This is a genomic window from Bacillus cereus group sp. BfR-BA-01430 (assembly GCF_022663115.1).
Classification (GTDB): Bacteria; Bacillota; Bacilli; order Bacillales; family Bacillaceae_G; genus Bacillus_A; species Bacillus_A cereus_BD.
The window spans coordinates 286,961-307,911 of sequence record NZ_JAKUEW010000002.1 but is presented as its reverse complement, the minus strand read 5'-3'; the positions used below and the strand labels follow the sequence as shown (position 1 = coordinate 307,911).

Here is a 20,951-nt window from a genome sequence, read left to right as displayed (position 1 = left end):
ATTTGTTTGTTTGCAATTAAGCGCAATCGTGGAAGATTACTTTGATTTAAACGATTATATTGTTATTTATTTTAGTGAAAATGAAATTACTATTTAAAATGCCGTTCTATTTCCGAACGGTATTTTGTATGTTTAGAGACTTCCTTTTCTTCAACATAAGTACATTTATGTTATATATCAATTTTTGAATATCATCTTATAGAAAACAACTCTATCTGTTACGATATAATATGTTATTATTAATTAGTTTGAATATAAAAATGAAATAAGGGAAGATACGTATGCAACAACTAAGAAAATGGAATTTAATTGGGGGAAGAGTTGTAAAAACGGGGATTGCTGTTTTTTTAACTGTACTTGTTTGTGACTTTTTGCAAATCCCTACAATTTTTGCGGTTATTACTGCTATTGTAACGATAGAACCAACGGCAACAGACTCGATTAAAAAAGGATTGATTCGTTTTCCAGCTTCAACAATTGGATCGGCATATGCTATGACATTTACCTTTTTATTTGGTCACCAAGCGATTTCTTATGCTTTAGCAGCTATGCTTACAATTGTAACGTGTCAGAAATTGAAATTACATGCGGGTACATTAGTCGCTACATTAACAGCAGTAGCAATGATTCCGATTACAACTGATCATTACTTTACAGCCTTTTTAGTTCGGTTAGCGACGACGTCAACTGGAATTATCGTTTCTACTTTAGTAAATTTCTTTATTTTACCGCCGCATTATGCAAAAACAATTGTTGATTGTAAAACGGAATTATTTTCGAAAACAGCAACTATTATGGAAGAATGGTTACAGCAAGTTATAAATGGAGAACAAATAAAAAAGGAAACCGTTCATCGTATTTCTAAATTAACAAACCTTTTGCATAAAGCAATACAATTTGTGCAGTATGAGCAAAAGGATTGGAAATATCATCGGCATACGAAAAATGAAATGCGCAGCTTTTTAGCAATTCAAAAGGAACTTCACATCCTTCAGCAAATTATTTATCATTTAAATAATTTAACTCGTGTATCTACAACAGAATGTAAATGGTCGCAAAAAGAAAAAGAAACGCTATATAAAGTGATTCTTTCCACGATTCATATATTGCGTAATCATTGTTATGAAATGGATTACAAACATTATCAATTCATAGACGAATTAGATCAACTTTTTTGGGAACATAAAAATGATTTAGCAAAGCATAAACCAGATGATTACCATCATCATTTTTCAAGTGAAGCTATCATCTTATTTGAAGTATTATCAATTCATGACATGTTAGAAGAATTGGAACGAGTTTGTAAAAAATATGGAGAAAAAGAAGGAATTCCTCTGTAAAAGAATTCCTTCTTTTTTTATATCCTTTATTCTGTTAGCCCGATTGTTGAGGGCTTTTAATCAGTGGGGATAGAGCTTGCCTACTGATTAAAGTTTCACTTTATTGATGTCGTTTTGAAATAATACATTCAACAAGTGGAATCACAATAAATGACGAGCAAAGCGCAAGGAACAAAGGAAAGTTTTGAATACTATCAAGTGAATAGAAAGTAGAAAACCCTTCTGTCCAAATCAACAAAAGAAACAAAATAATGACTAATACGAAATATCCAATTTTGAAGCTTGTATATGTAATATGTTATCCTATTTCATTTTGTCTTTCTTTTGAAACACCATTTGGATCTCCCCATGTTATATGATTTATCAAATAGCTAAGTATTAAAGAGCCAGCAAAAATGGTACCGCCACCAATGATATCTCTGGTTTTATATTGATGTATGGCATATGCAAGTATACTAAGTAATGAGAGTATAATAACCAAGAAAATCAACTTACTCCGATTCATCGTATGCACCTCTTTTTTGAACAACAAAAGTTATCACATTTGTTTGTAATCGAATGGATTTTTCATTGCGAGTGATGTTATAGGATAATTCTTTTACTTTCATATGTATTTCTTTCCAACCTTTATAAGTACTCTTCAATATATCCAACATTGTTTCAGTAGAAAGATTTACTTCTATTAATACGGCTCGTTCTTCATTTGTTTCCATATCAAATTCTTGAACATTAGAATTTATAATGAAACAATTGATTCCGTTCTGTTTTGTCCCTCGTTTTATTGATAAAAGTGCTTTTTGTACTGCTTCTGTTGAGTTTATATGCTCTAAACTAGATACTGCAATAATATAATCATAGTTATCTGGTTGAATAGGAAAGTTTTCAATAGCAGCTTGGATTGGTTCTATCGCTTCAGAAACATGATACTTTTTACTATTTATGATTAAGTTACTTAATGCAGAGTCAAGTAAATCAACACATGTAATTATACCACCCCCACGTATTATCTTTTGAGCAATTAGAATACTATTTCTACCAACACCGCAACCGAGATCAAGTACTTTGACTTGAACTTGATCTTCGAAATATTGCATCATATCCATGACGGTTTTTACCGGCTTATAAAGCCATGATCCAGTTTCAAATAATTTATATTGCTCATAACATAGATCGTGATATTTTTTCTCTTCTCTTCTAATATAATCTATTCGCTCCATCTTTCACCTCTAATTTTATGATTAAATTAGCATATTATTTCGAAAAGTTATGGCTATGAAAAAAAGATTACCACTTATTCACTATAAATCTAATTTAGTTATATATTCGCCAAAAAATAGTATACACCTTGCATTATTAAGAAGTATCGTATAGATGTCACCTTAAAATACACCATGCCAACAAATGGAGGCTGGAAGTAGAGTCGTTTTTGAAATATATGCTTGTTTTGAAAATCAAATTCAATTAGAAAATGTTGCGTTTCAAGAGCTAGATTGGAATCAGATTAATCTAGCTGGGCCTGGATATGTTAAGGGAGCTGAGCCAGGTGATATAAAAGCGTTTATGTAAACGAGAAGTTTCATAAACGCTTTTTCTTGCTTTAAAAATAAGAATATTGTAAAAATAGTTTGAGGTTCTTTCTTTTGTATGTATAATTAAGGAAAGCGCTTTACTTTTTTCAGAAGAAACGAAGTATTCGTTTAATTTAACAAGAAGAAATGGAGAAAAGGGTATGACATTAGTAAAAATGAAAGATATTTTAGAAGAAGCAATGGAGAAAAATTATGGAGTTGGAGCTTTTAGTGTTGCTAATATGGAGATGGTAATAGGGGCGATTAGAGCAGCAGAAGAATTACGCTCCCCGCTAATTTTACAAATTGCTGAAGTTCGGTTGAATCATTCGCCAATTCATATGATTGGTCCTTTAATGGTAGCAGCAGCAAAAGAAGCGGATGTTCCTGTAGCCGTTCATTTTGACCATGGTATGACGATTGAAAAAATAAAACAAGCATTAGAAATTGGGTTTAGTTCTGTTATGTATGATGGCTCTCACTATCTATTACAAGAAAACATTGAAAACACAAAAGCAGTAGTTGCATTAGCGAAACAATATGGTGCAACTGTCGAAGCTGAGATTGGCAGAGTTGGGGGAAGTGAGGATGGATCTGAAGAGATAGAAATCTCTCTAACTAGCGTAGAAGAGGCAAAACATTTTGCTAACGAAACAGGTGTAGATGCGCTGGCCATTGCTATTGGAAATGCACATGGCATGTATCAAGGGGATCCGCATTTACACTTTGATCGCTTGCAAGAAATTGCGCAACAAGTTAAGGTACCGCTTGTTTTACATGGCGGTTCAGGTATTTGTGCAGAAGACTTTCAGCAGTGTATTCAATACGGTATTCGGAAAGTAAATGTAGCGACTGCTACGTTTCACAATGTAATCCACATGATTAACAATTCCGTTCAAGCTACCCCTTATACAGATTATTTTAAACTTCATCAAGATGTCATTCAGGCGGCATACGAAAATGTAAAGAATCATATGGAGATATTCGGAAGTTGCTACAAAATATAAATATATAATTGAATTATTTGAAAATATTCAGTATACTAAAAATAAATAGTTAAGCGCTTTCCTAATCTACCTATGTATGGGAGGTTGGTTAGGGATATGTTAAATGTTGGAGTTATAGGTGTAGGAAGAATCGGAAAGCTTCACATCGAAAATTCAGTTTATATACCAGAAATGAATGTTGTAGCTATTTCAGATGTAAATATTGACGCACTTCATGGCTGGGCAAAAGAAAAAGGAATAAATAAAGTAACGAATAATTATCATGACATTTTACAAGATGATAACATACAGGCTGTGTGTATTTGTTCCCCAACAAATACGCATGCAACTCTTATAAAAGAAGCTGCATTAGCGGGAAAACATATTTTTTGTGAAAAACCAATTAGTTTTATAGAAAAAGAGACGAAGGAAGCATTAGAAGTAGTTGAAAAGAGCGGTGTAAAACTACAAGTTGGCTTTAACCGTCGCTTTGATCATAATTATAAACGCGTGCGTGATCTTGTCATGTCTGGCGAGTTAGGAGAATCACATATTTTAAAAATTACTTCCCGTGATCCAGAGCCACCAAATGCAAATTATATTCAAACTTCTGGTGGAATGTTCATGGATATGACCATTCATGATTTTGATATGGCTCGTTTTGTGATGAACAGTGAAGTAACTGAAGTATATGTACAAGGTGCGAATTTAATCGATCCTATTTTTTCTGAGTATGAGGATATCGATACCGCTATTATTACATTAACATTCGCAAATGGTGCGATTGGAGTTATTGATAACAGCCGCAAAACAGCATATGGTTATGATCAAAGAATAGAGTTATTTGCGGAAAAAGGATGTATAAGTACAGAAAATGATTGTCCATCAACTGTACGCATTTCAACAGCAAACGGTGTCATGCAAGACAAGCCGCTACATTTCTTTTTAGAACGCTATAAAGAGGCTTATATTACAGAGATTCAATTGTTTGTACACTCTATTTTAAATGATGAAGTTGTAATTTGTAGTGGAAACGATGGGTTACAAGCAGAGCGCATTGCCCATGCAGCAAAAGAATCGCTGCGATTGAAACAACCTGTTAAAATCAATCATCCATTACTATTGAATAAATGAGGGAGATGAAAGTTATGGCAAATTTAATCGTAAGCCCGCATGAAAGAGAAGGAAATGGGCGCATTGTATCTGTAACACCAGAATCAGCAGGATGGAAATATGTTGGATTTGAATTATTTTCTTTAAAGCAAGGAGAGACTTTGCAAGAAGTAACAAATGATAAAGAAGTTTGCCTTGTTTTATTAAGCGGAAAAGCAAATGTTGCGACGAAAGAAGAGAGTTTTGAAAATATTGGGAAGCGCATGAGTGTTTTTGAAAAGATTCCACCATACTCAGTCTATGTGCCAAATCAAGATCAATTTCATGTCGAAGCACTAACAGATCTAGAATTAGCTGTTTGTTTAGCCCCGGGAAAAGGTACATATAAAGCGCGTCTTATTGCACCAAATAGTGTTGGTGTACAAGAGCGAGGTTATGGACATATGACACGTAAAATTCATAATATTTTACCAGAGGATCAAGAGGCAGATAGTTTATTAGTTGTAGAAGTATATACACCAGAAGGGAATTGGTCAAGTTATCCACCTCATAAACATGATCAGGATAACTTGCCTCACGAATCCTATTTAGAGGAAACATATTACCATGAAGTAAATCCGAAACAAGGATTTATTATGCAACGTGTATATAATGATGATCGTACACTTGATGAAGCATTAATTGTGAAGAATCGTGATGTTGTACTTGTACCAGAAGGGTATCATCCTGTTTCAGCGCCTCCAGGCTATGAGTCCTACTATTTAAATGTAATGGCAGGACCGGTGCGTACATGGAAATTTCATAATGATTCAGATCATGAATGGCTATTTGAAGGTGTCATGAAATAAATTGTATGTAAATAGTTTTTTTATACTATATCGTTTATAAGCAGTATGTCTATGCGTGGGCATACTGCTTATTTTATCTTATTTTTTGTAAGAAGAAAGAAGATATGTGCAGCTGGAATGAAGGGAGTTCCGCTCAAGATGAAAAATTTAAGTTTCGTATGATATACTGAAAGGAAGATAACGTTATGAGAAGAGAAGTGGGAGACAATGAAAACGACTATTTATGATGTGGCGAAAGAAGCGGGTGTTTCAATTGCAACTGTTTCAAAGGTAGTGAATGGTACTGGGAAAATTAGTGAAAAAACAAAAAAACATGTATTAGAAGTAATGGATCGCTTGCATTACCAACCTAGCGTTGTCGCTTCTGCATTAACTGGAAAAAAAACACATACAATTGGCCTTCTAGTTCCAGATATTGCAAACCCGTTTTTTTCGGAAGTTGCACGCGCATTAGAAGACTCCGCTGAAGAAAAGGGATTCAATGTTATTATGTGCAGCACGGACAATAACGATGAAAAAGGAAAGAAATATATTTCTTTATTATTGAGAAAGCGTGTAGATGGTTTAATTATTGCTACAAGTTTTCAAGATACAACACACATAAAAAAACTTGTTGAAAAACATATTCCTGTTGTACTATTTTCAACGGACATACCAGCATTATCTGTTGATATGGTGTCGGTGGATGATTATAAAGCTGCTTTTCAAGCGATGGATTATTTATTATCCCTCGGACATAAGCGTATTGGTCTAATTGCTGAACAAACAACAAGTAGTAAATATCGTATTCAAGGTTACAAAGATGCATTAGAAGCAGCCGGGGTGAAAGTGGATGAAAATTTAATTCATTATACAGAAGCCGCAACGATAAAAAATGGAAAGCAAATCACGAAATTATTATTTGAGGAAAAAGATCGTCCCACAGCAATTTTTGCCTGTAATGACATATTAGCTGCGGGTGTCATGCAAGGGGCGAAAGAAGAAGGAATACAAATTCCATCAGAACTTTCGATTATTGGTTTTGATAATACCATTTTAGCGGATATTTGTTATCCTCCATTAACAACAATTGCACAGCCCATTCAAGAGATGGCTGAACAAACGACAAGTTTATTAATTCATCAAATTGAACATAAAGATAAACCTAAACAGCGGATACTATTAGTACCGGAATTAATGATTCGGAAGTCAACAGCAAAAATATCATAAATTTAATATTTTGTACCATAATATTTTAATGGATATACATATCATTATTTTAGCCTCTATTTTCCTCTAAATAAAATAGGGGCTATTTATTTTGGAGAAATAGAGGCAGTTGCACGTATCTTTTATTCGTTCTATTTTGTGTATATTATCACAATTAATTTTACTAATAAAATAATTAATAAAAAAATTTAGAAAATAATAAAATATGTATTTATTTTTGAGAATTTATTCGTTATAATTCAATCAAGGGAAAGCGCTTAACTAAAAAAATACTTTCTCTACTATGTGTATTAGTAACATTTTATTTAAAGATTTATTAAATAAAATGTTTTTTATTAGAATAAAAAGAAAGCGGTTACTTTAATGGGGAGGTAAGAGATAGTGGACATGTTACAAATCGCAAACGATCGACCTCTTGATTTTTTAGCGTTAGGAAGAGCATGCGTTGATTTAAATGCAAATGAGATCAATCGTCCGATGGAAGAAACAATAACTTTTACAAAATATGTAGGCGGTTCACCAGCGAATATTGCTGTTGGAACAGCTACGTTAGGTTTAAAAAGTGGATTCATTGGAAAAGTAGCAGATGACCAAATGGGACGCTTTATTACAAACTATTTTAAAGAAAAAAAGATTGATACAAAGAATGTCGTTGTAGATAAAACAGGTGCAGTTGCAGGATTATCATTTACTGAGATTAAGAGTCCAGAAGAATGTAGCATCTTAATGTACCGTGATAATGTGGCAGATTTGAAGCTTGAAGTAAAAGAAGTTTCAGAGAAATATATTGCACAAGCAAAAGCACTCCTTATCTCAGGAACAGCTCTTGCAGCAAGCCCTTCACGTGAAGCCACTTTTGCAGCATTACATTATGCGAGAAAACATAACGTTGTTGTATTTTTTGATTTAGATTATCGACCATATACGTGGACATCCGAAGCAGATACAGCAATGTATTACAATCTTGCAGCTGAAAAATGTGACGTGATTATTGGTACACGAGAAGAATTTGAAATGATGGAAGGAATCATTGGAGATGCGAAAGCTAAAGATGAAGTGATTGCTCAAAAATGGTTTGATCATCATGCGAAAATTGTTGTAATCAAGCACGGTTCGGAAGGATCTATTGCTTATACAAAAGATGGTCATACATATAAAGGAAGTATCTTTAAAACAAAAGTATTAAAAACTTTCGGTGCTGGTGATTCGTATGCCTCGGCTTTTATATACGGATTGATGAAAGGCTGGGATGTGCCAAAAGCGATGGAATTTGGAAGCGCTTCAGCAGCAATTGTCATTTCTAAGCATAGTTGTTCAGATGCAATGCCGACAGTAGAAGAAATTCAGCAGTTTATTACAAAAGGAAAAGAAACATCTATTTCTTAATCATGAAGGAGGAAAATAAAATGACTCAAGTAGCAGTTCAAACAGTAAAAAACTATATCGACGGTGAATGGAAAGAATCACATTCCTCTAAAACAGAACCAGTATACAATCCAGCAACTGGAGAAATGATTGCACATGTTCCACTTTCTACAAAAGAAGAGGTAGATGAAGCTGTACAAGTTGCCAAAAAAGCGTTTCAAACATGGTCAAAAACGCCGGTACCAAAACGTGCAAGAATCATGTTTAAATATCAACAATTGCTAGTTGAACATTGGGATGAACTAGCAAAAATGGTCACAATCGAAAACGGGAAAAATTTCAAAGAAGCATATGGAGAAGTACAACGCGGTATTGAGTGTGTTGAATTTGCAGCCGGTGCTCCAACATTAATGATGGGAAAACAACTTCCTGATATTGCAACGAATTTAGAATCTGGTATGTATCGTTATCCAATTGGAGTAGTTGGCGGAATCACACCATTTAACTTCCCGATGATGGTACCTTGCTGGATGTTCCCATTAGCGATTGCTTGCGGTAATACATTTGTATTAAAACCATCTGAACGCACGCCATTATTAGCTTGTCGCTTAGTAGAATTATTAGAAGAAGCCGGCCTTCCAAAAGGGGTATTAAATATTGTTCATGGTGCTCATGATGTAGTAAATGGCTTATTAGAACATAAACATGTTAAAGCAATCTCATTCGTTGGTTCACAACCAGTTGCTGAATATGTATATAAAACAGCTTCTGCAAACTTAAAGCGAGTACAAGCGTTAGCAGGTGCGAAAAATCATTCAATCGTTTTAAATGACGCAGACCTTGATTTAGCAGCAACCCAAATTATAAATGCAGCATTCGGTTCAGCGGGTGAGCGCTGTATGGCGTGTTCTGTTGTAGCTGTACAAGAGGAAGTAGCTGATAAGCTGATTGAAAAACTTGTTGAAGCATCTAATACAATGCAAATTGGTAACGGTTTAGAAGAAGATGTTTTCTTAGGACCTGTAATTCGCGATGGTCATAAAGAACGTACATTGCAATACATTGAAACAGGTATACAAGAAGGAGCAACTCTTGTTCGCGATGGCCGAAATGATGTGGAAGTAAATGGAGAAGGGTATTTTGTTGGACCAACAATTTTTGATCATGTAACACAAGAAATGAAAATTTGGCAAGATGAAATTTTTGCACCGGTACTATCTATTGTACGTGTGAAAACATTAGAAGAAGCAATTGAGCTAACAAATGAATCAAGATTTGCAAACGGTGCTTGTATCTTTACAAATGACGGTGGTAAAGTTCGTGCATTTCGCGAAAATATAGATCCAGGTATGTTAGGAGTAAATGTTGGTGTACCAGCTCCAATGGCATTTTTCCCATTCTCTGGTTGGAAAGATTCATTCTATGGCGATTTACATGCAAATGGTCCGGACGGTGTGGAATTTTATACAAGAAAGAAAATGATTACAACTCGCTGGGCGTAATAAAGGTAAATAGCAGAGAGTCTCATTTCTCTCTGCTATCATTTCCTTTTTAAAGAAAGCGCTTAACTTTAAGGTAAGGCAGGTTGAAAAGAATGGATACAATTCGTTTAACAACAGCACAGGCGTTAGTTAAATTTTTAAATCAGCAATATATACAGTTTGATGAGAGAGAAGAAAAATTTGTGAAAGGAATTTTCACAATCTTCGGTCATGGTAATGTATTAGGGATTGGGCAAGCTTTGGAAGAAAATAGCGGAGGTTTAGAAGTATATCAAGGAAAAAATGAACAAGGAATGGCGCAGGCTGCGGTAGCATTTGCAAAACAAAAACATCGGAAACAAATTATGGCTTGTACATCTTCAGTAGGACCCGGTGCGGCAAATATGATTACAGCAGCAGCAACAGCAACAGCAAATAATATTCCTGTTTTGTTATTACCTGGAGATACATTTGCATCTCGGCAGCCAGATCCAGTGCTTCAGCAAATTGAACAACTTCATGATGCATCCATTACAACAAATGATGCGTTTCGTCCAGTAAGTAAATATTGGGATCGCGTCAATCGTCCGGAACAATTAATGACAGCGATGATTAACGCGATGCGAGTATTAACAGACCCAGCTCATACAGGTGCAGTTACCATTGCCCTCCCGCAAGATGTACAAACGGAATCATACGATTATCCAGTATATTTCTTTAAAAAGCGTGTACATCGCATCGAAAGACGTATGCCGACTCAAAGCGAAATTCATGATGCTTCAATGCTTATTTTCAAGAAGAAAAAACCAATCATAATTTGCGGGGGTGGTGTACGTTACTCTGAAGCGGGCGAAGTACTGAAACGTTTTTCAGAGAAATTCCGCATACCGTTTGGGGAAACACAAGCTGGAAAAAGTGCCATCGAAAGCGATCATGCAATGAATTTAGGAGGTATTGGCGTTACTGGAAACTTAGCTGCCAATCGTATTGCGAAAGACGCAGATTTAGTAATTGGAGTTGGAACACGCTTTACTGATTTTACAACATCATCAAAAGCGCTTTTCCAAAATGAAGATGTTGAGTTTTTAACGATTAATGTGTCAGATTTTCACGCTGGCAAATTAGATGCAACTAAAGTTGTCGCAGATGCGAAGGTTTCATTAGAAGAACTTGAAAAAGTATTGGAAAGTAAAGAATATCAATCTAGTTACATAGATGAAATTCATGCGGTGAAAGAGTTATGGGATCAAGAGTTAAAGAGACTTTATCAAACCGATTATAAAGAAGATGGGTTTCAACCAGAAATTAAAGGCCATCTAGACGAAGCACTACCAGAATTTTATGAAACAGTGGGCTCTTGCCTCACACAAACGAAAGTAATTGGGGAAATCAATAGATTACTTGATGAGGATGCTATTATTATTGGCGCAGCAGGAAGTCTTCCTGGTGACTTGCAGCGCATGTGGATGAGTAAAAAGCCAAATACGTACCATATGGAATATGGATATTCTTGTATGGGATACGAAATTTCTGGAGCGCTCGGTGTTAAAATGGCTGAACCAAATAAAGAAGTATATGCGATGGTTGGGGATGGAAGTTATTTAATGCTTCATTCAGAACTTGTAACTAGCATACAAGAAGGTAAAAAATTAAATGTTCTTTTATTTGATAATGCTGGATTTGGATGCATTAACAATCTTCAAATGTCAAATGGTATGGGAAGCTTCGGTACAGAGTTTCGTCATAGAGAAAATGAAGTTGGAACGCCAGCAGGAAGATTTATGAAAATAGATTTTGCCCAAAGTGCAGCTGGTTATGGTGTGAAAACATATCGCGTAATAACGATAGAAGAATTAGTAGCTGCTCTAGAAGATTCGAAAAAACAAACAATCTCGACACTAATTGATATAAAAGTATTACCTAAAACGATGACAAATGGCTATGACTCTTGGTGGAACGTTGGTGTTGCTGAGATGACTGAAAATAAGAAAATTCAAGCTGCTTATGAAGATCGAATGGGCCATTTAAAACAAGCAAGACAATATTAAAATGCCTTTCTTATTTTAATAGAAGGCAATGAAGCAATTCGTTTCATTGCCTTTTCTAAAGGGAAAAAGGAGCTGGACAAGATGTTTAAAGAAGGAACTGTAAAACTTGGCATTGCACCGATTGGGTGGACCAATGATGATATGCCTGAATTAGGAAAAGAAAATACATTTGAACAATGTATTAGTGAAATGGCATTAGCTGGTTTTACTGGTACTGAAGTTGGCAATAAATATCCAAGAGATGTAGCCATTTTAAAGAAAGCGTTGTCACTAAGAAAGATGGAAATAGCAAGTGCATGGTTTAGCGCTTATTTAACAACAAAACCGCTAAATGAAACGGTGGATCCATTTATGGAACATTGCGATTTCTTGCAACAAATGGGAGCGAAAGTCGTTGTTGTGTCAGAACAAGGACATAGTATTCAAGGGCTGATGGATACACCTCTTTTTGAAAAGAAACCGATTTTTGATGAGGAAAGTTGGCGAAAACTTGCGGAAGGTTTAGACGTTTTAGGGAAATTAGCTCAAGAGCACGGACTTTATCTTGTTTATCATCATCATATGGGAACGGGAGTACAGACAACTGCGGAAATTGAAAAATTGATGTCTTTAACAAATCCAAATGTTGTTCATTTACTCTATGACACTGGTCATCTCTTTTTTTCTGGTGAGGATCCAATATATATATTAGAAAAGTACATGGATCGCATCAAACATGTACATTTAAAAGATGTGCGCTCAAATATTGCAGAGAGAGTAAAACAAAATAAATTAAGCTTTTTACAAGGAGTGAAAGAGGGAGTATTTACAGTTCCAGGTGATGGCAGTATTAACTTTGAACCGATATTTAAGAAATTAGCTGAACAGCATTATACAGGATGGCTATTAGTAGAGGCAGAACAAGATCCAGAAAAAGCAAATCCATTTGAATATGCAGTAAAGGCGCGAACATACATAAATGGAATTTGTAATTTTTGGCAAAAACAAAATAGGTAGGTGTTTTTCATGAAACGTGTAAAGGTTGGTATTGTTGGGTTAGGGAGACTTGGGAAAAAACATGCAGAAAATCTTGCATTTCATATTCGTAACTGTGAATTAACAGCGGTATGTAGTGTAATTGAAGAGGAAGTAAAACAAGCGCAGGAAGAATGGGGCATACCATATGGTTATACAGATTATGATGAAATGCTGCGAAATAAAGAATTAGATGCAATTTTTATTGCTTCGCCATCTGGTTTTCATTGCGAACAGATCGAAAAAGCATTAGAAGCAGGATTCCATGTTTTTAGTGAAAAGCCACTGGGACTATATTTAGAAGAGGCTCTTCATGTAGAAAAGGTAGTACAAAAGCATCCGGATCAAGTATTCATGCTTGGATTTATGAGACGCTTTGATAAATCTTATATGTATGCAAAGAGAAAAATTGAAGAAGGCGTAATCGGTAAGCCAGTTTTAGTACGGTGCTATGGTATAGATCCGACAAAAGCTCTTGATAGTTTTGTGAAATTCGCAAAGAGTAATTATAGCGGGGGCTTATTTTTAGATATGGCCATTCATGATTTAGACTTAGCAAGGTGGTATTTAGAATCAGAGGCAAAACAAGTGTGGGCGATTGGAGGAGCATTTGCTTGTTCTGAATTTAAGGAATTTAACGATGCGGATACTGGAGCGGCACTAATAAAATTTGAAAATGATACAATGGGTATTTTTGTCGCAGGTCGAAACTGCATGCATGGTTATCATATTGAAACGGAAATTATCGGTACAAAAGGATCGCTTCGCGTTGGAACAGTTCCAGAAAAAAATGCCGTGACTGTTTTTGATCAAACAGGTGCAGTTCGCGAATGTTCAGAGGGATTTTTAGAACGTTTTGAACAAGCATATTTAAGTGAAGTAGAAGAGTTTATTCAATGCATTATCGAAAAACGTAAGCCAACAATTACGGTACAAGATGGAGTAAAATCAACAGTGCTTGGATATGCATGTAAAGAATCATTTGAAACAGGTGAACTTATCAATGTTCAGAACTTTCAAATAGATAAAATTCATTCGTAATACATTTCTAGATTATAAGATGGGGTAGGTAGAGGGCTTTTATGATACAAAATAAAGAGCAAGAGGGCACTCTACTCCCTTTTAGAGAAATAGATATCATTTGAAAGGGGTTTATTGCTCCATGGCATTTGTAACAATCATTACATTTTTAGTATATACGATTTTCATTGCCTGGTTTTCTTGGTATAAGACAAGACATATTGATTTAGATAGTTCAGATGGTTATTTTTTAGGTGGTAGAAGTTTGACTGGTATCGTTATCGCAGGATCACTTGTATTAACAAACTTATCAACAGAACAAATGGTAGGACTAAATGGACAAAGCTATGCAACTTCAATGGTCGTCATGGCTTGGGAGGTAACCGCTCCGCTAGCGCTCATTTTTATGGCATTTGTCTTTTTACCTCGTTACTTAAAAAGTGGAATTACAACAATCCCGGATTTTCTAGAGCAACGCTACGATTTACGAACAAGACAAATTATTTCCATTCTATTTTTATTAGGTTATGCCATCGCTTATTTACCAACTGTATTGTATTCCGGTGCACTAGTACTTGATAGCATCTTTAATATTTCACAACTATTTGGGCTTAGTAATTTTACAACGATTATGGTGATTGCACTCATCATTGGTATGACTGGTATTGCCTATGTTGTATTTGGCGGCCTACGTGCATGTGCTATTTCGGATACGCTAAATGGAATTGGTTTAATTATTGGAGGATGCTTAATTCCAATTCTTGGGCTCCTTGCACTTGGAAAAGGGAATATTATGGATGGTGTAAATCTTTTATTACATTCCCATCCGGAAAAATTAAATGCAATTGGAGATTCACAAGATTCTATACCTTGGACAACAATTTTTATGGGGCTATTGTTTAATAACTTATTTTATTGGTGTACCAATCAAGCTATTGTTCAACGTACACTAGGGGCAAAAAATTTAGCAGAAGGACAAAAAGGAGTATTGTTTGCAGGATTATTTAAAGTATTTGGAGCATTATATTTAGTGCTTCCAGGAATCATTGCGTTTCATTTATTTGGCAATCAATTAAAAAATGCTGATATGGCTTATCCGATGTTAGTAATTAAGATTTTACCTGTCGCATTATCAGGATTTTTTGCTGCTGTATTGTTCGGTGCTATTTTAAGTTCATTTAACGGTGCATTAAATAGTTCTATCACTTTATTCACACTTGATTTTTATAAACCAATTTTCAAGAAAGAAGCAAGCGAGAAAGAGTTAGTAAAAGTAGGGCGTATTTTTGCGATTACACTCGGTCTCATTGCGGTTATCGTATCACCATTTATTTTATATGCACCTTCTGGATTATATAACTACTTACAAGAAATGTTTGGCTTTTACAATGTACCAATTATCGCAGCTGTTGTCGTAGGATTTTTTAGTAAAAAAGTACCTGCAAATGCTCCGAAAATTGCTTTAGTCTTTCATATTGTTTTGTATGCGCTCTCAAAAGTGTTTTTAGGATCCATTAATTTTTTATATATTCTTAGTGTATTATTCCCGGCATGTGTAATTATGATGTTAATTGTCGGAAAATTAAAACCGAGAGAAACAGATTTTGAACTTTTCGATGCTAATAAAGTTGATTTAAAGCCATGGAAATATGCAAAGGTATTTTCAATCTTTCTTATTATATTCATGCTAGGTGCCTATGTATTATTCTCACCTATTGGGTTAGCCGCACAGTAATGATGTAATGGAATTGCTAAAAAAATGACTCATTTTTCATATTAATATACTATATAAGTTTGGATAATTGACAACCCTCTAAATTATGTTATGATGATTATCAAAACTACATAGTTATCATCTATCCACTAGGGGTGCCGATATTGGCTGAGATTAAAGTTTATCTTTAAGACTCTTAGTACCTGATCTGGTTCGTACCAGCGTAGGGAAGTGGAAGTGACAAAATATGATATTTATATATCTAGGCCACTTTCTTTACCTATAAGGAAGTGGTTTTTATTTTGTACATTTCTATTTTTTCGTTAGATGTTAGCTAAGTGTAGTATATATGAGGAGGGATACAAATGTCATTTTCACAGTTATTACGTCAAGAAGTTGCTCCGATTTGGCAAGCGAGTTTTGAGCATCCATTTATTAAAGAACTAGGTGAGGGAACATTAGATTTAGCTAGCTTTCGTTACTATGTTTTACAAGATTCCTACTATTTGAGTCACTTTGCTAGAGTACAAACATTAGGGGCGGCGAAGGCAATTGAATTGGAAACGACAGCTCGCATGGCGCATCATGCACAAAATACATATGAAGCAGAATTATCACTGCATGAAAATTTTGCGAAAAAATTAGGAATCACTGAAGAAGAAAAAGCAGCCTTTATTCCAGCACCAACGGCTTATGCATATACATCCCATATGTATCGCGCTGCTTATGAAGGACATTTAGGTGATATTATTGCGGCCATTTTACCGTGTTATTGGTTGTATTATGAAATTGGTGAACGTCTAAAAGAATGTAAACCAGAGGAACCGATTTACCAAGAATGGATTTCAGCATATGGTTCTGATTGGTTCCGCACATTAGTAGAAGAACAAATTATGCGATTAGATCAAATTGCGGAAACAGTAACAGAGTCGGATCGTAAGCGAATGAAACAGCATTTTATCATTAGTAGTCAATATGAATATTCGTTCTGGGAGATGGCTTATACGTTAGAAAAATGGCCTGTTAAAGAAAAAATAGTAACCCGGTAGATGTTCGTTTTATTTCTCCATTTTTCGTAATATATTATGAAAAAATTATACAATTAAAAAGAGAAAGAGGAAAGATAAAGAGGAGGTAGAACCCTCCTCTCTCTTTTTACTATTTTTTAACAAAAAATGGATTTTGATGATGGTATAATAAAAATAAAAAGGAGGTGGAATTTGTATTTTGTTTCAAATTTTAACAGTCTATTGATTTTGGATTTCATGTAAAATAACGAATAAAGAGAGGAAGTATTCATTTTATGGAAACGCTACAGTTGTTAGCCTTTAAAGATGTAATAGATCCACTTTTTGAGCGAACAGTATTTTATGTGCAATGGCCAAAACATTGGTCAAGTCTGTTATTAGAACACAATAGACCATACGAATTAATAAAAAAATTTAAGCTTCTAAATAAAAGATTGTATATCATGTTTTCTGATATTTTATTCATTGAGCATGATCCATATAAGTTAGCAGAAGATAGTCCATGGATTATATCTTTAAAACCTCTCAGCTCTGAACAGCTAGAATATATTTGTCGTCAATGGTATGCGTATATTCATAACTGGAAACCGACCGAAATGCCTGGAGAAGTTTTATTAGAATGGCAACCTAGTGCGATTTCACAGTTGTCGTTACTACATGATAAAAAAACATTTTATATATGGGTACCAGCATTAATTTCACAGTTGTTTTGCGAACATGCATTGCATCTAACTATAAAACAATATGAAGAAGTTCCTTTTTACCCGCTTCGAGAACAAAATAGATGTGAAGCGATGTCTGAGCCTATTCAGGATAAAAAAACAAAGGAATATTTTTCTTATGTATATCGGTTTGAGCTTATCACTCGTGGTATTGAAAATATGTTTTTACTTAAAGTTTCTATTGGTAAAAGGCGTTTTTATCAAACAGCAAATCAATATGAAAATTATATGATTATGAAAAAAAGAAAAGGAACTGTACTAGTCTCTAACTGCCATAATGAAAAGGATCAGTTTGTTACACTCAAAATAGAAGACGCGCGATTTGGAGTGAATTGGTCCAGAGCTTATCGGGAATTACAGAATGTTTTTATGCTTAAGAAACAGTTACATTTAGTTAAGATTATGACGAATCCAAAAAAATATATAAAAGGGAAAAGGGTACGAGCACTTGTTATATATGATGAAAATATCTTTAAGGTTCCTGGTACAAAAATAAAACGGGGGATAAGTAGAAGAGAAAAGGAAGTACTCTTACAAGCATTTCATCAGCGATTTCCTCATTGTACACGTATCCCGCTATGTAAAAATATAACTATAAATCAGAATGATGAGTTATTTCCACTTTATACACCAAAAGGAATGGAAGAGATTACATTAGAACTATGGTCTTCTCAAAAACTTATAGAAATAGAAAAAATATTATTTGAAGAAGAACTAATTTTAGAGAAGAGGACAGATTATTCCTATATATTACATTCTAAACCGCAAATTATACTGAACATCGTCATGTATAATCCAAAAATTATTAAGCAGCACCCATATCGAATGGATTATTGCCATAGGTATAAAGAAGATTGTATCCAAAGTGTGATCCGAGCAATATCTTCTATACCAACGCAATCATTTCAAACATCGTTGTCTTTAATAGAAATTGAAAAGTGTAATGGTCGTGAAAAAATCGATCCGAAACAAGTGATTCGAGAAGCATTTGCAAGAACAAATCGCCTTTCGCAATTTATCGAACGATTAGACGGAGAAGAAATAGAGAAGGAACATATAGTAAGAGCCATTTTTAGTTTGTTAGAAAAGATAGGATTTCGTAAACGAAGCTGGGAGATTATAAATCCATCACATACATATGTTAGTTTATCAATAGAAGAAATTTATAACAATCAATTTGTACCTATTATATCCAAAATAAATGAGGAAGAAATTGTATATAAACTATATGGAAGTCATGAGTGGCGAGACTTTACATCTACCATTTTAAACGTAAGTACACACGAAACGTTCTTACCGCAACCGTCAAAGCGAAATGATATAGGAATCCAATTTAATAAATATATAACGGAAGAATTAACAGTAATTGCAGAAGAAGCCAAAAAGGAAAATAAGCAAGTGTATTTTCTTATAGATGCAAGTATGAGAGAGTATTGGGTTGAAAGTTTGCAAAATGAATGTATGGACTTACATGATCTACCGTATATTAGTGAGGAATTTCAATCGCTTTCTAACGTAACAGTCATTCGTATTAACAATCAATATGATGTTCCGAACTATATGATGCCGTTAGAAAAGGAGTGCGATGAAACAAGGTTATATGTGGACCAAAGTGGACTGTATTATAGTGTAAATGCCTATCCTCTAAGTGATACGGGACAGAAGGAACAACGCATATTAGAATTTGTAGTACTCGGAGCGAAGCAAGAGGAACGAGATCAGGTTGCTAAAATAATCACTTATATGTGCCAAATGAGCATCATACCTGGGAAGCGTCCGTTTATACCATTTCCAATGCAAATGGTAAAGTTAATAAAAAGGTATATAACAGATATTGACTTATGGCAATCAAGTGATGAATTGGACACAGATTGGCTGATAGAAAATGAATAAGGATAGGTGGTGAGAAATTGTGAAAAAATGAAAGATGATTGTAATCTGTACATTGATCATAGCGATTCTTTTACTTAGTTTTACATGGATTGAATTGGTGTTATTACAAATAGTAGGACTGCAATATGAATCGAATCAGGCTCTCATTATGTTCTTTATCGTGTATCTATTCACCGATCTTCCGCTTTCACTCATTGTGGACAATATACCAAAAGCTTTGAAATCTCTTGATTTGATTCAAACAAGCAAAGGATGGATTCCGTTTATATTCGATGCAGGAAAAACATATATTCTCATTATGACAATTGATTATTTTATGGATCCTATTATGATTTCGTGGCAAGGTATTTTCCTATTTGCTATCATAAGCGGATATATTGGATTAAAAATAAAGAAGGATAATCCAGAACCTCCTTCGTACTCAGAAGCAACAAAATCATTAAAAAATAACGAATAATGCTTCTAAACATATGACAAATCCCATGTATTCTAGAGAACGGGATTTGTCATTTCTTCATAAAAATGTAGGGAGCGATTGTCAATTATAATTTTGCTTTTTGTATTTACTTTTTATGCAAGCAGGATTAAGATGTCTTTTAGGAATAATAGTTATGAAAATATGAAAAATGCTTTTATATGGCATTGTTTAAAAGTAAGCAGTGCTGAAAAAATAACAACAGTTCCTGTACAAAATGGAAATGAAAGAAGTTTTGAAAGGGATGGAACATTGTGAAAAAGCTTGATGTATTGTTAATGTTACTTAGTGGTTTGTTCCCGGTTGCGGGGGTCATGAAACAAATCCCGTTACCATTATCACTCATTATAGGTGGATTATTATTTTTTACGAGTTTTGGTAGTTATTATACAAAACAAACGAGTTCTCGTGTTTGTAGTTGGTTAGCTTATACTATATTTATCACGTTTTTGATGGGTATTTGGGATCAATACGTAACAACGAGTTCATTACTAGCAAACGCAAAAATTGCTGCATGTATCGCTTTACTTCCAGCCGTCCTTCGCTTCCGTACATATGGAATTACGTTTGGATTACTTGCGCTATGGGGAGCAGTGTTATGGGATGTAAAAGAAGTACAATCATTAGTTGTTTTAGGGCGTATGATGAATTTACTCACAACAGAAAAATTGTATTTACTATTACTCATAGCGGGCTTTTTAGTAGGTGGTTTATTCGCAAATGGATTTCGTCGTAAAAATGATCATTTTAAACAAAAAACACCAAATGTATTAAAACAAAAAAAGAAACGAATGAGACCTACATTTCACATTCGTATTCCACGTTTACCGAAACTGAGAATTAAAATGCTAAAATTCGGAAGAACATCTACTCAATCAAAAGACAAGCGTCTATATGAATCAATGCGTGAAGAAAATATCCACGCAATACAACAAGAACCGCAACATGAGCAACAAGAAACGACAACACTAGGTCAAACAAGAATGGAGCGAAGACGGAATCGGTATCATGTTTAATTGAACTCACAATTCCCTCTCAATTATAAGAGAGTGGATTGTGTTTTTTATTTGAATAAATACTATTGTTACTTTAGTTCAAGCTAAGAAATCTGTTATACTTTTCATAAA

16 protein-coding genes, 2 pseudogenes and 1 riboswitch are annotated in these 20,951 nt (G+C 34.5%); of the genes and pseudogenes, 16 read left to right on the top strand and 2 right to left on the bottom strand.

Annotated elements, in window-relative coordinates; all coding sequences use genetic code 11:
- The first annotated feature begins 281 nt into the window (after positions 1-281).
- Positions 282-1,340, top strand: coding sequence for an aromatic acid exporter family protein (locus MR058_RS05995; RefSeq protein WP_242143099.1), 1,059 nt, complete (start codon positions 282-284; stop codon positions 1,338-1,340).
- Positions 1,341-1,440: 100 nt separating this feature from the next.
- Here MR058_RS05995 and MR058_RS05990 read toward each other — a convergent pair.
- A pseudogene (locus MR058_RS05990) lies at positions 1,441-1,845 on the bottom strand (hypothetical protein).
- A complete protein-coding gene (locus tag MR058_RS05985; RefSeq protein WP_242143098.1) occupies positions 1,832-2,557 on the bottom strand; it encodes a class I SAM-dependent methyltransferase in 726 nt (241 codons plus the stop codon). The pseudogene MR058_RS05990 and the gene MR058_RS05985 overlap by 14 nt, the downstream one beginning before the upstream one ends.
- A gap of 184 nt (positions 2,558-2,741) precedes the next feature.
- Between MR058_RS05985 and MR058_RS05980 the strand changes: the two are divergent.
- The 15 genes and pseudogenes from MR058_RS05980 to MR058_RS05910 form a co-directional block, all read left to right on the top strand.
- Positions 2,742-2,897: pseudogene (locus MR058_RS05980) on the top strand (acetamidase/formamidase family protein); the annotation flags it as partial.
- A 172-nt stretch (positions 2,898-3,069) separates the two neighbouring features.
- Positions 3,070-3,915, top strand: coding sequence for a class II fructose-bisphosphate aldolase (locus tag MR058_RS05975; protein WP_242143097.1), 846 nt, complete (start codon positions 3,070-3,072; stop codon positions 3,913-3,915).
- 96 nt (positions 3,916-4,011) lie between these two features.
- The gene (gene iolG, locus MR058_RS05970; RefSeq protein WP_242143096.1) at positions 4,012-5,028 is read left to right on the top strand and encodes an inositol 2-dehydrogenase; all 1,017 of its coding nucleotides are present in this window, start codon (positions 4,012-4,014) and stop codon (positions 5,026-5,028) included.
- Between the two features lie 14 nt (positions 5,029-5,042).
- Positions 5,043-5,855 carry a 5-deoxy-glucuronate isomerase gene (gene iolB, locus MR058_RS05965; RefSeq protein ID WP_242143095.1) on the top strand — a complete coding sequence of 271 codons (813 nt, stop codon included), beginning with the start codon at positions 5,043-5,045 and terminating at the stop codon, positions 5,853-5,855.
- A 207-nt stretch (positions 5,856-6,062) separates the two neighbouring features.
- Entirely contained in the window at positions 6,063-7,064 is a 1,002-nt protein-coding gene (locus MR058_RS05960; RefSeq protein WP_242143094.1) for a LacI family DNA-binding transcriptional regulator, read from the top strand.
- A 381-nt stretch (positions 7,065-7,445) separates the two neighbouring features.
- The gene (iolC, locus tag MR058_RS05955; RefSeq protein WP_396021423.1) at positions 7,446-8,450 is read left to right on the top strand and encodes a 5-dehydro-2-deoxygluconokinase; all 1,005 of its coding nucleotides are present in this window, start codon (positions 7,446-7,448) and stop codon (positions 8,448-8,450) included.
- A 20-nt stretch (positions 8,451-8,470) separates the two neighbouring features.
- Positions 8,471-9,931, top strand: a complete 1,461-nt coding sequence (locus tag MR058_RS05950; protein ID WP_242143093.1) for a CoA-acylating methylmalonate-semialdehyde dehydrogenase — start codon at positions 8,471-8,473, stop codon at positions 9,929-9,931.
- Positions 9,932-10,023: 92 nt separating this feature from the next.
- A complete protein-coding gene (iolD, locus tag MR058_RS05945) occupies positions 10,024-11,958 on the top strand; it encodes a 3D-(3,5/4)-trihydroxycyclohexane-1,2-dione acylhydrolase (decyclizing) (protein ID WP_242143092.1) in 1,935 nt (644 codons plus the stop codon).
- Between the two features lie 81 nt (positions 11,959-12,039).
- Positions 12,040-12,954, top strand: a complete 915-nt coding sequence (gene iolE, locus MR058_RS05940; RefSeq protein WP_242143091.1) for a myo-inosose-2 dehydratase — start codon at positions 12,040-12,042, stop codon at positions 12,952-12,954.
- Positions 12,955-12,963: 9 nt separating this feature from the next.
- Positions 12,964-14,013, top strand: a complete 1,050-nt coding sequence (locus MR058_RS05935; protein WP_242143090.1) for a Gfo/Idh/MocA family oxidoreductase — start codon at positions 12,964-12,966, stop codon at positions 14,011-14,013.
- 121 nt (positions 14,014-14,134) lie between these two features.
- Positions 14,135-15,727: a solute:sodium symporter family transporter gene (locus MR058_RS05930; protein ID WP_242143089.1), complete on the top strand. Its 1,593-nt coding sequence runs from the start codon at positions 14,135-14,137 to the stop codon at positions 15,725-15,727.
- 120 nt (positions 15,728-15,847) lie between these two features.
- Positions 15,848-15,953: riboswitch (TPP riboswitch) on the top strand.
- A 118-nt stretch (positions 15,954-16,071) separates the two neighbouring features.
- Positions 16,072-16,755 carry a thiaminase II gene (gene tenA / locus MR058_RS05925; protein WP_242143088.1) on the top strand — a complete coding sequence of 228 codons (684 nt, stop codon included), beginning with the start codon at positions 16,072-16,074 and terminating at the stop codon, positions 16,753-16,755.
- Between the two features lie 254 nt (positions 16,756-17,009).
- A complete protein-coding gene (locus MR058_RS05920) occupies positions 17,010-19,349 on the top strand; it encodes a pPIWI_RE module domain-containing protein (RefSeq protein WP_242143087.1) in 2,340 nt (779 codons plus the stop codon).
- A gap of 34 nt (positions 19,350-19,383) precedes the next feature.
- Positions 19,384-19,806 (top strand): YrvL family regulatory protein, encoded by a 423-nt coding sequence (locus MR058_RS05915; RefSeq protein ID WP_277926463.1) that lies wholly within the window; start codon positions 19,384-19,386, stop codon positions 19,804-19,806.
- A 272-nt stretch (positions 19,807-20,078) separates the two neighbouring features.
- A complete protein-coding gene (locus MR058_RS05910) occupies positions 20,079-20,840 on the top strand; it encodes a DUF3959 family protein (RefSeq protein ID WP_242143085.1) in 762 nt (253 codons plus the stop codon).
- Positions 20,841-20,951 lie beyond the last annotated feature (111 nt).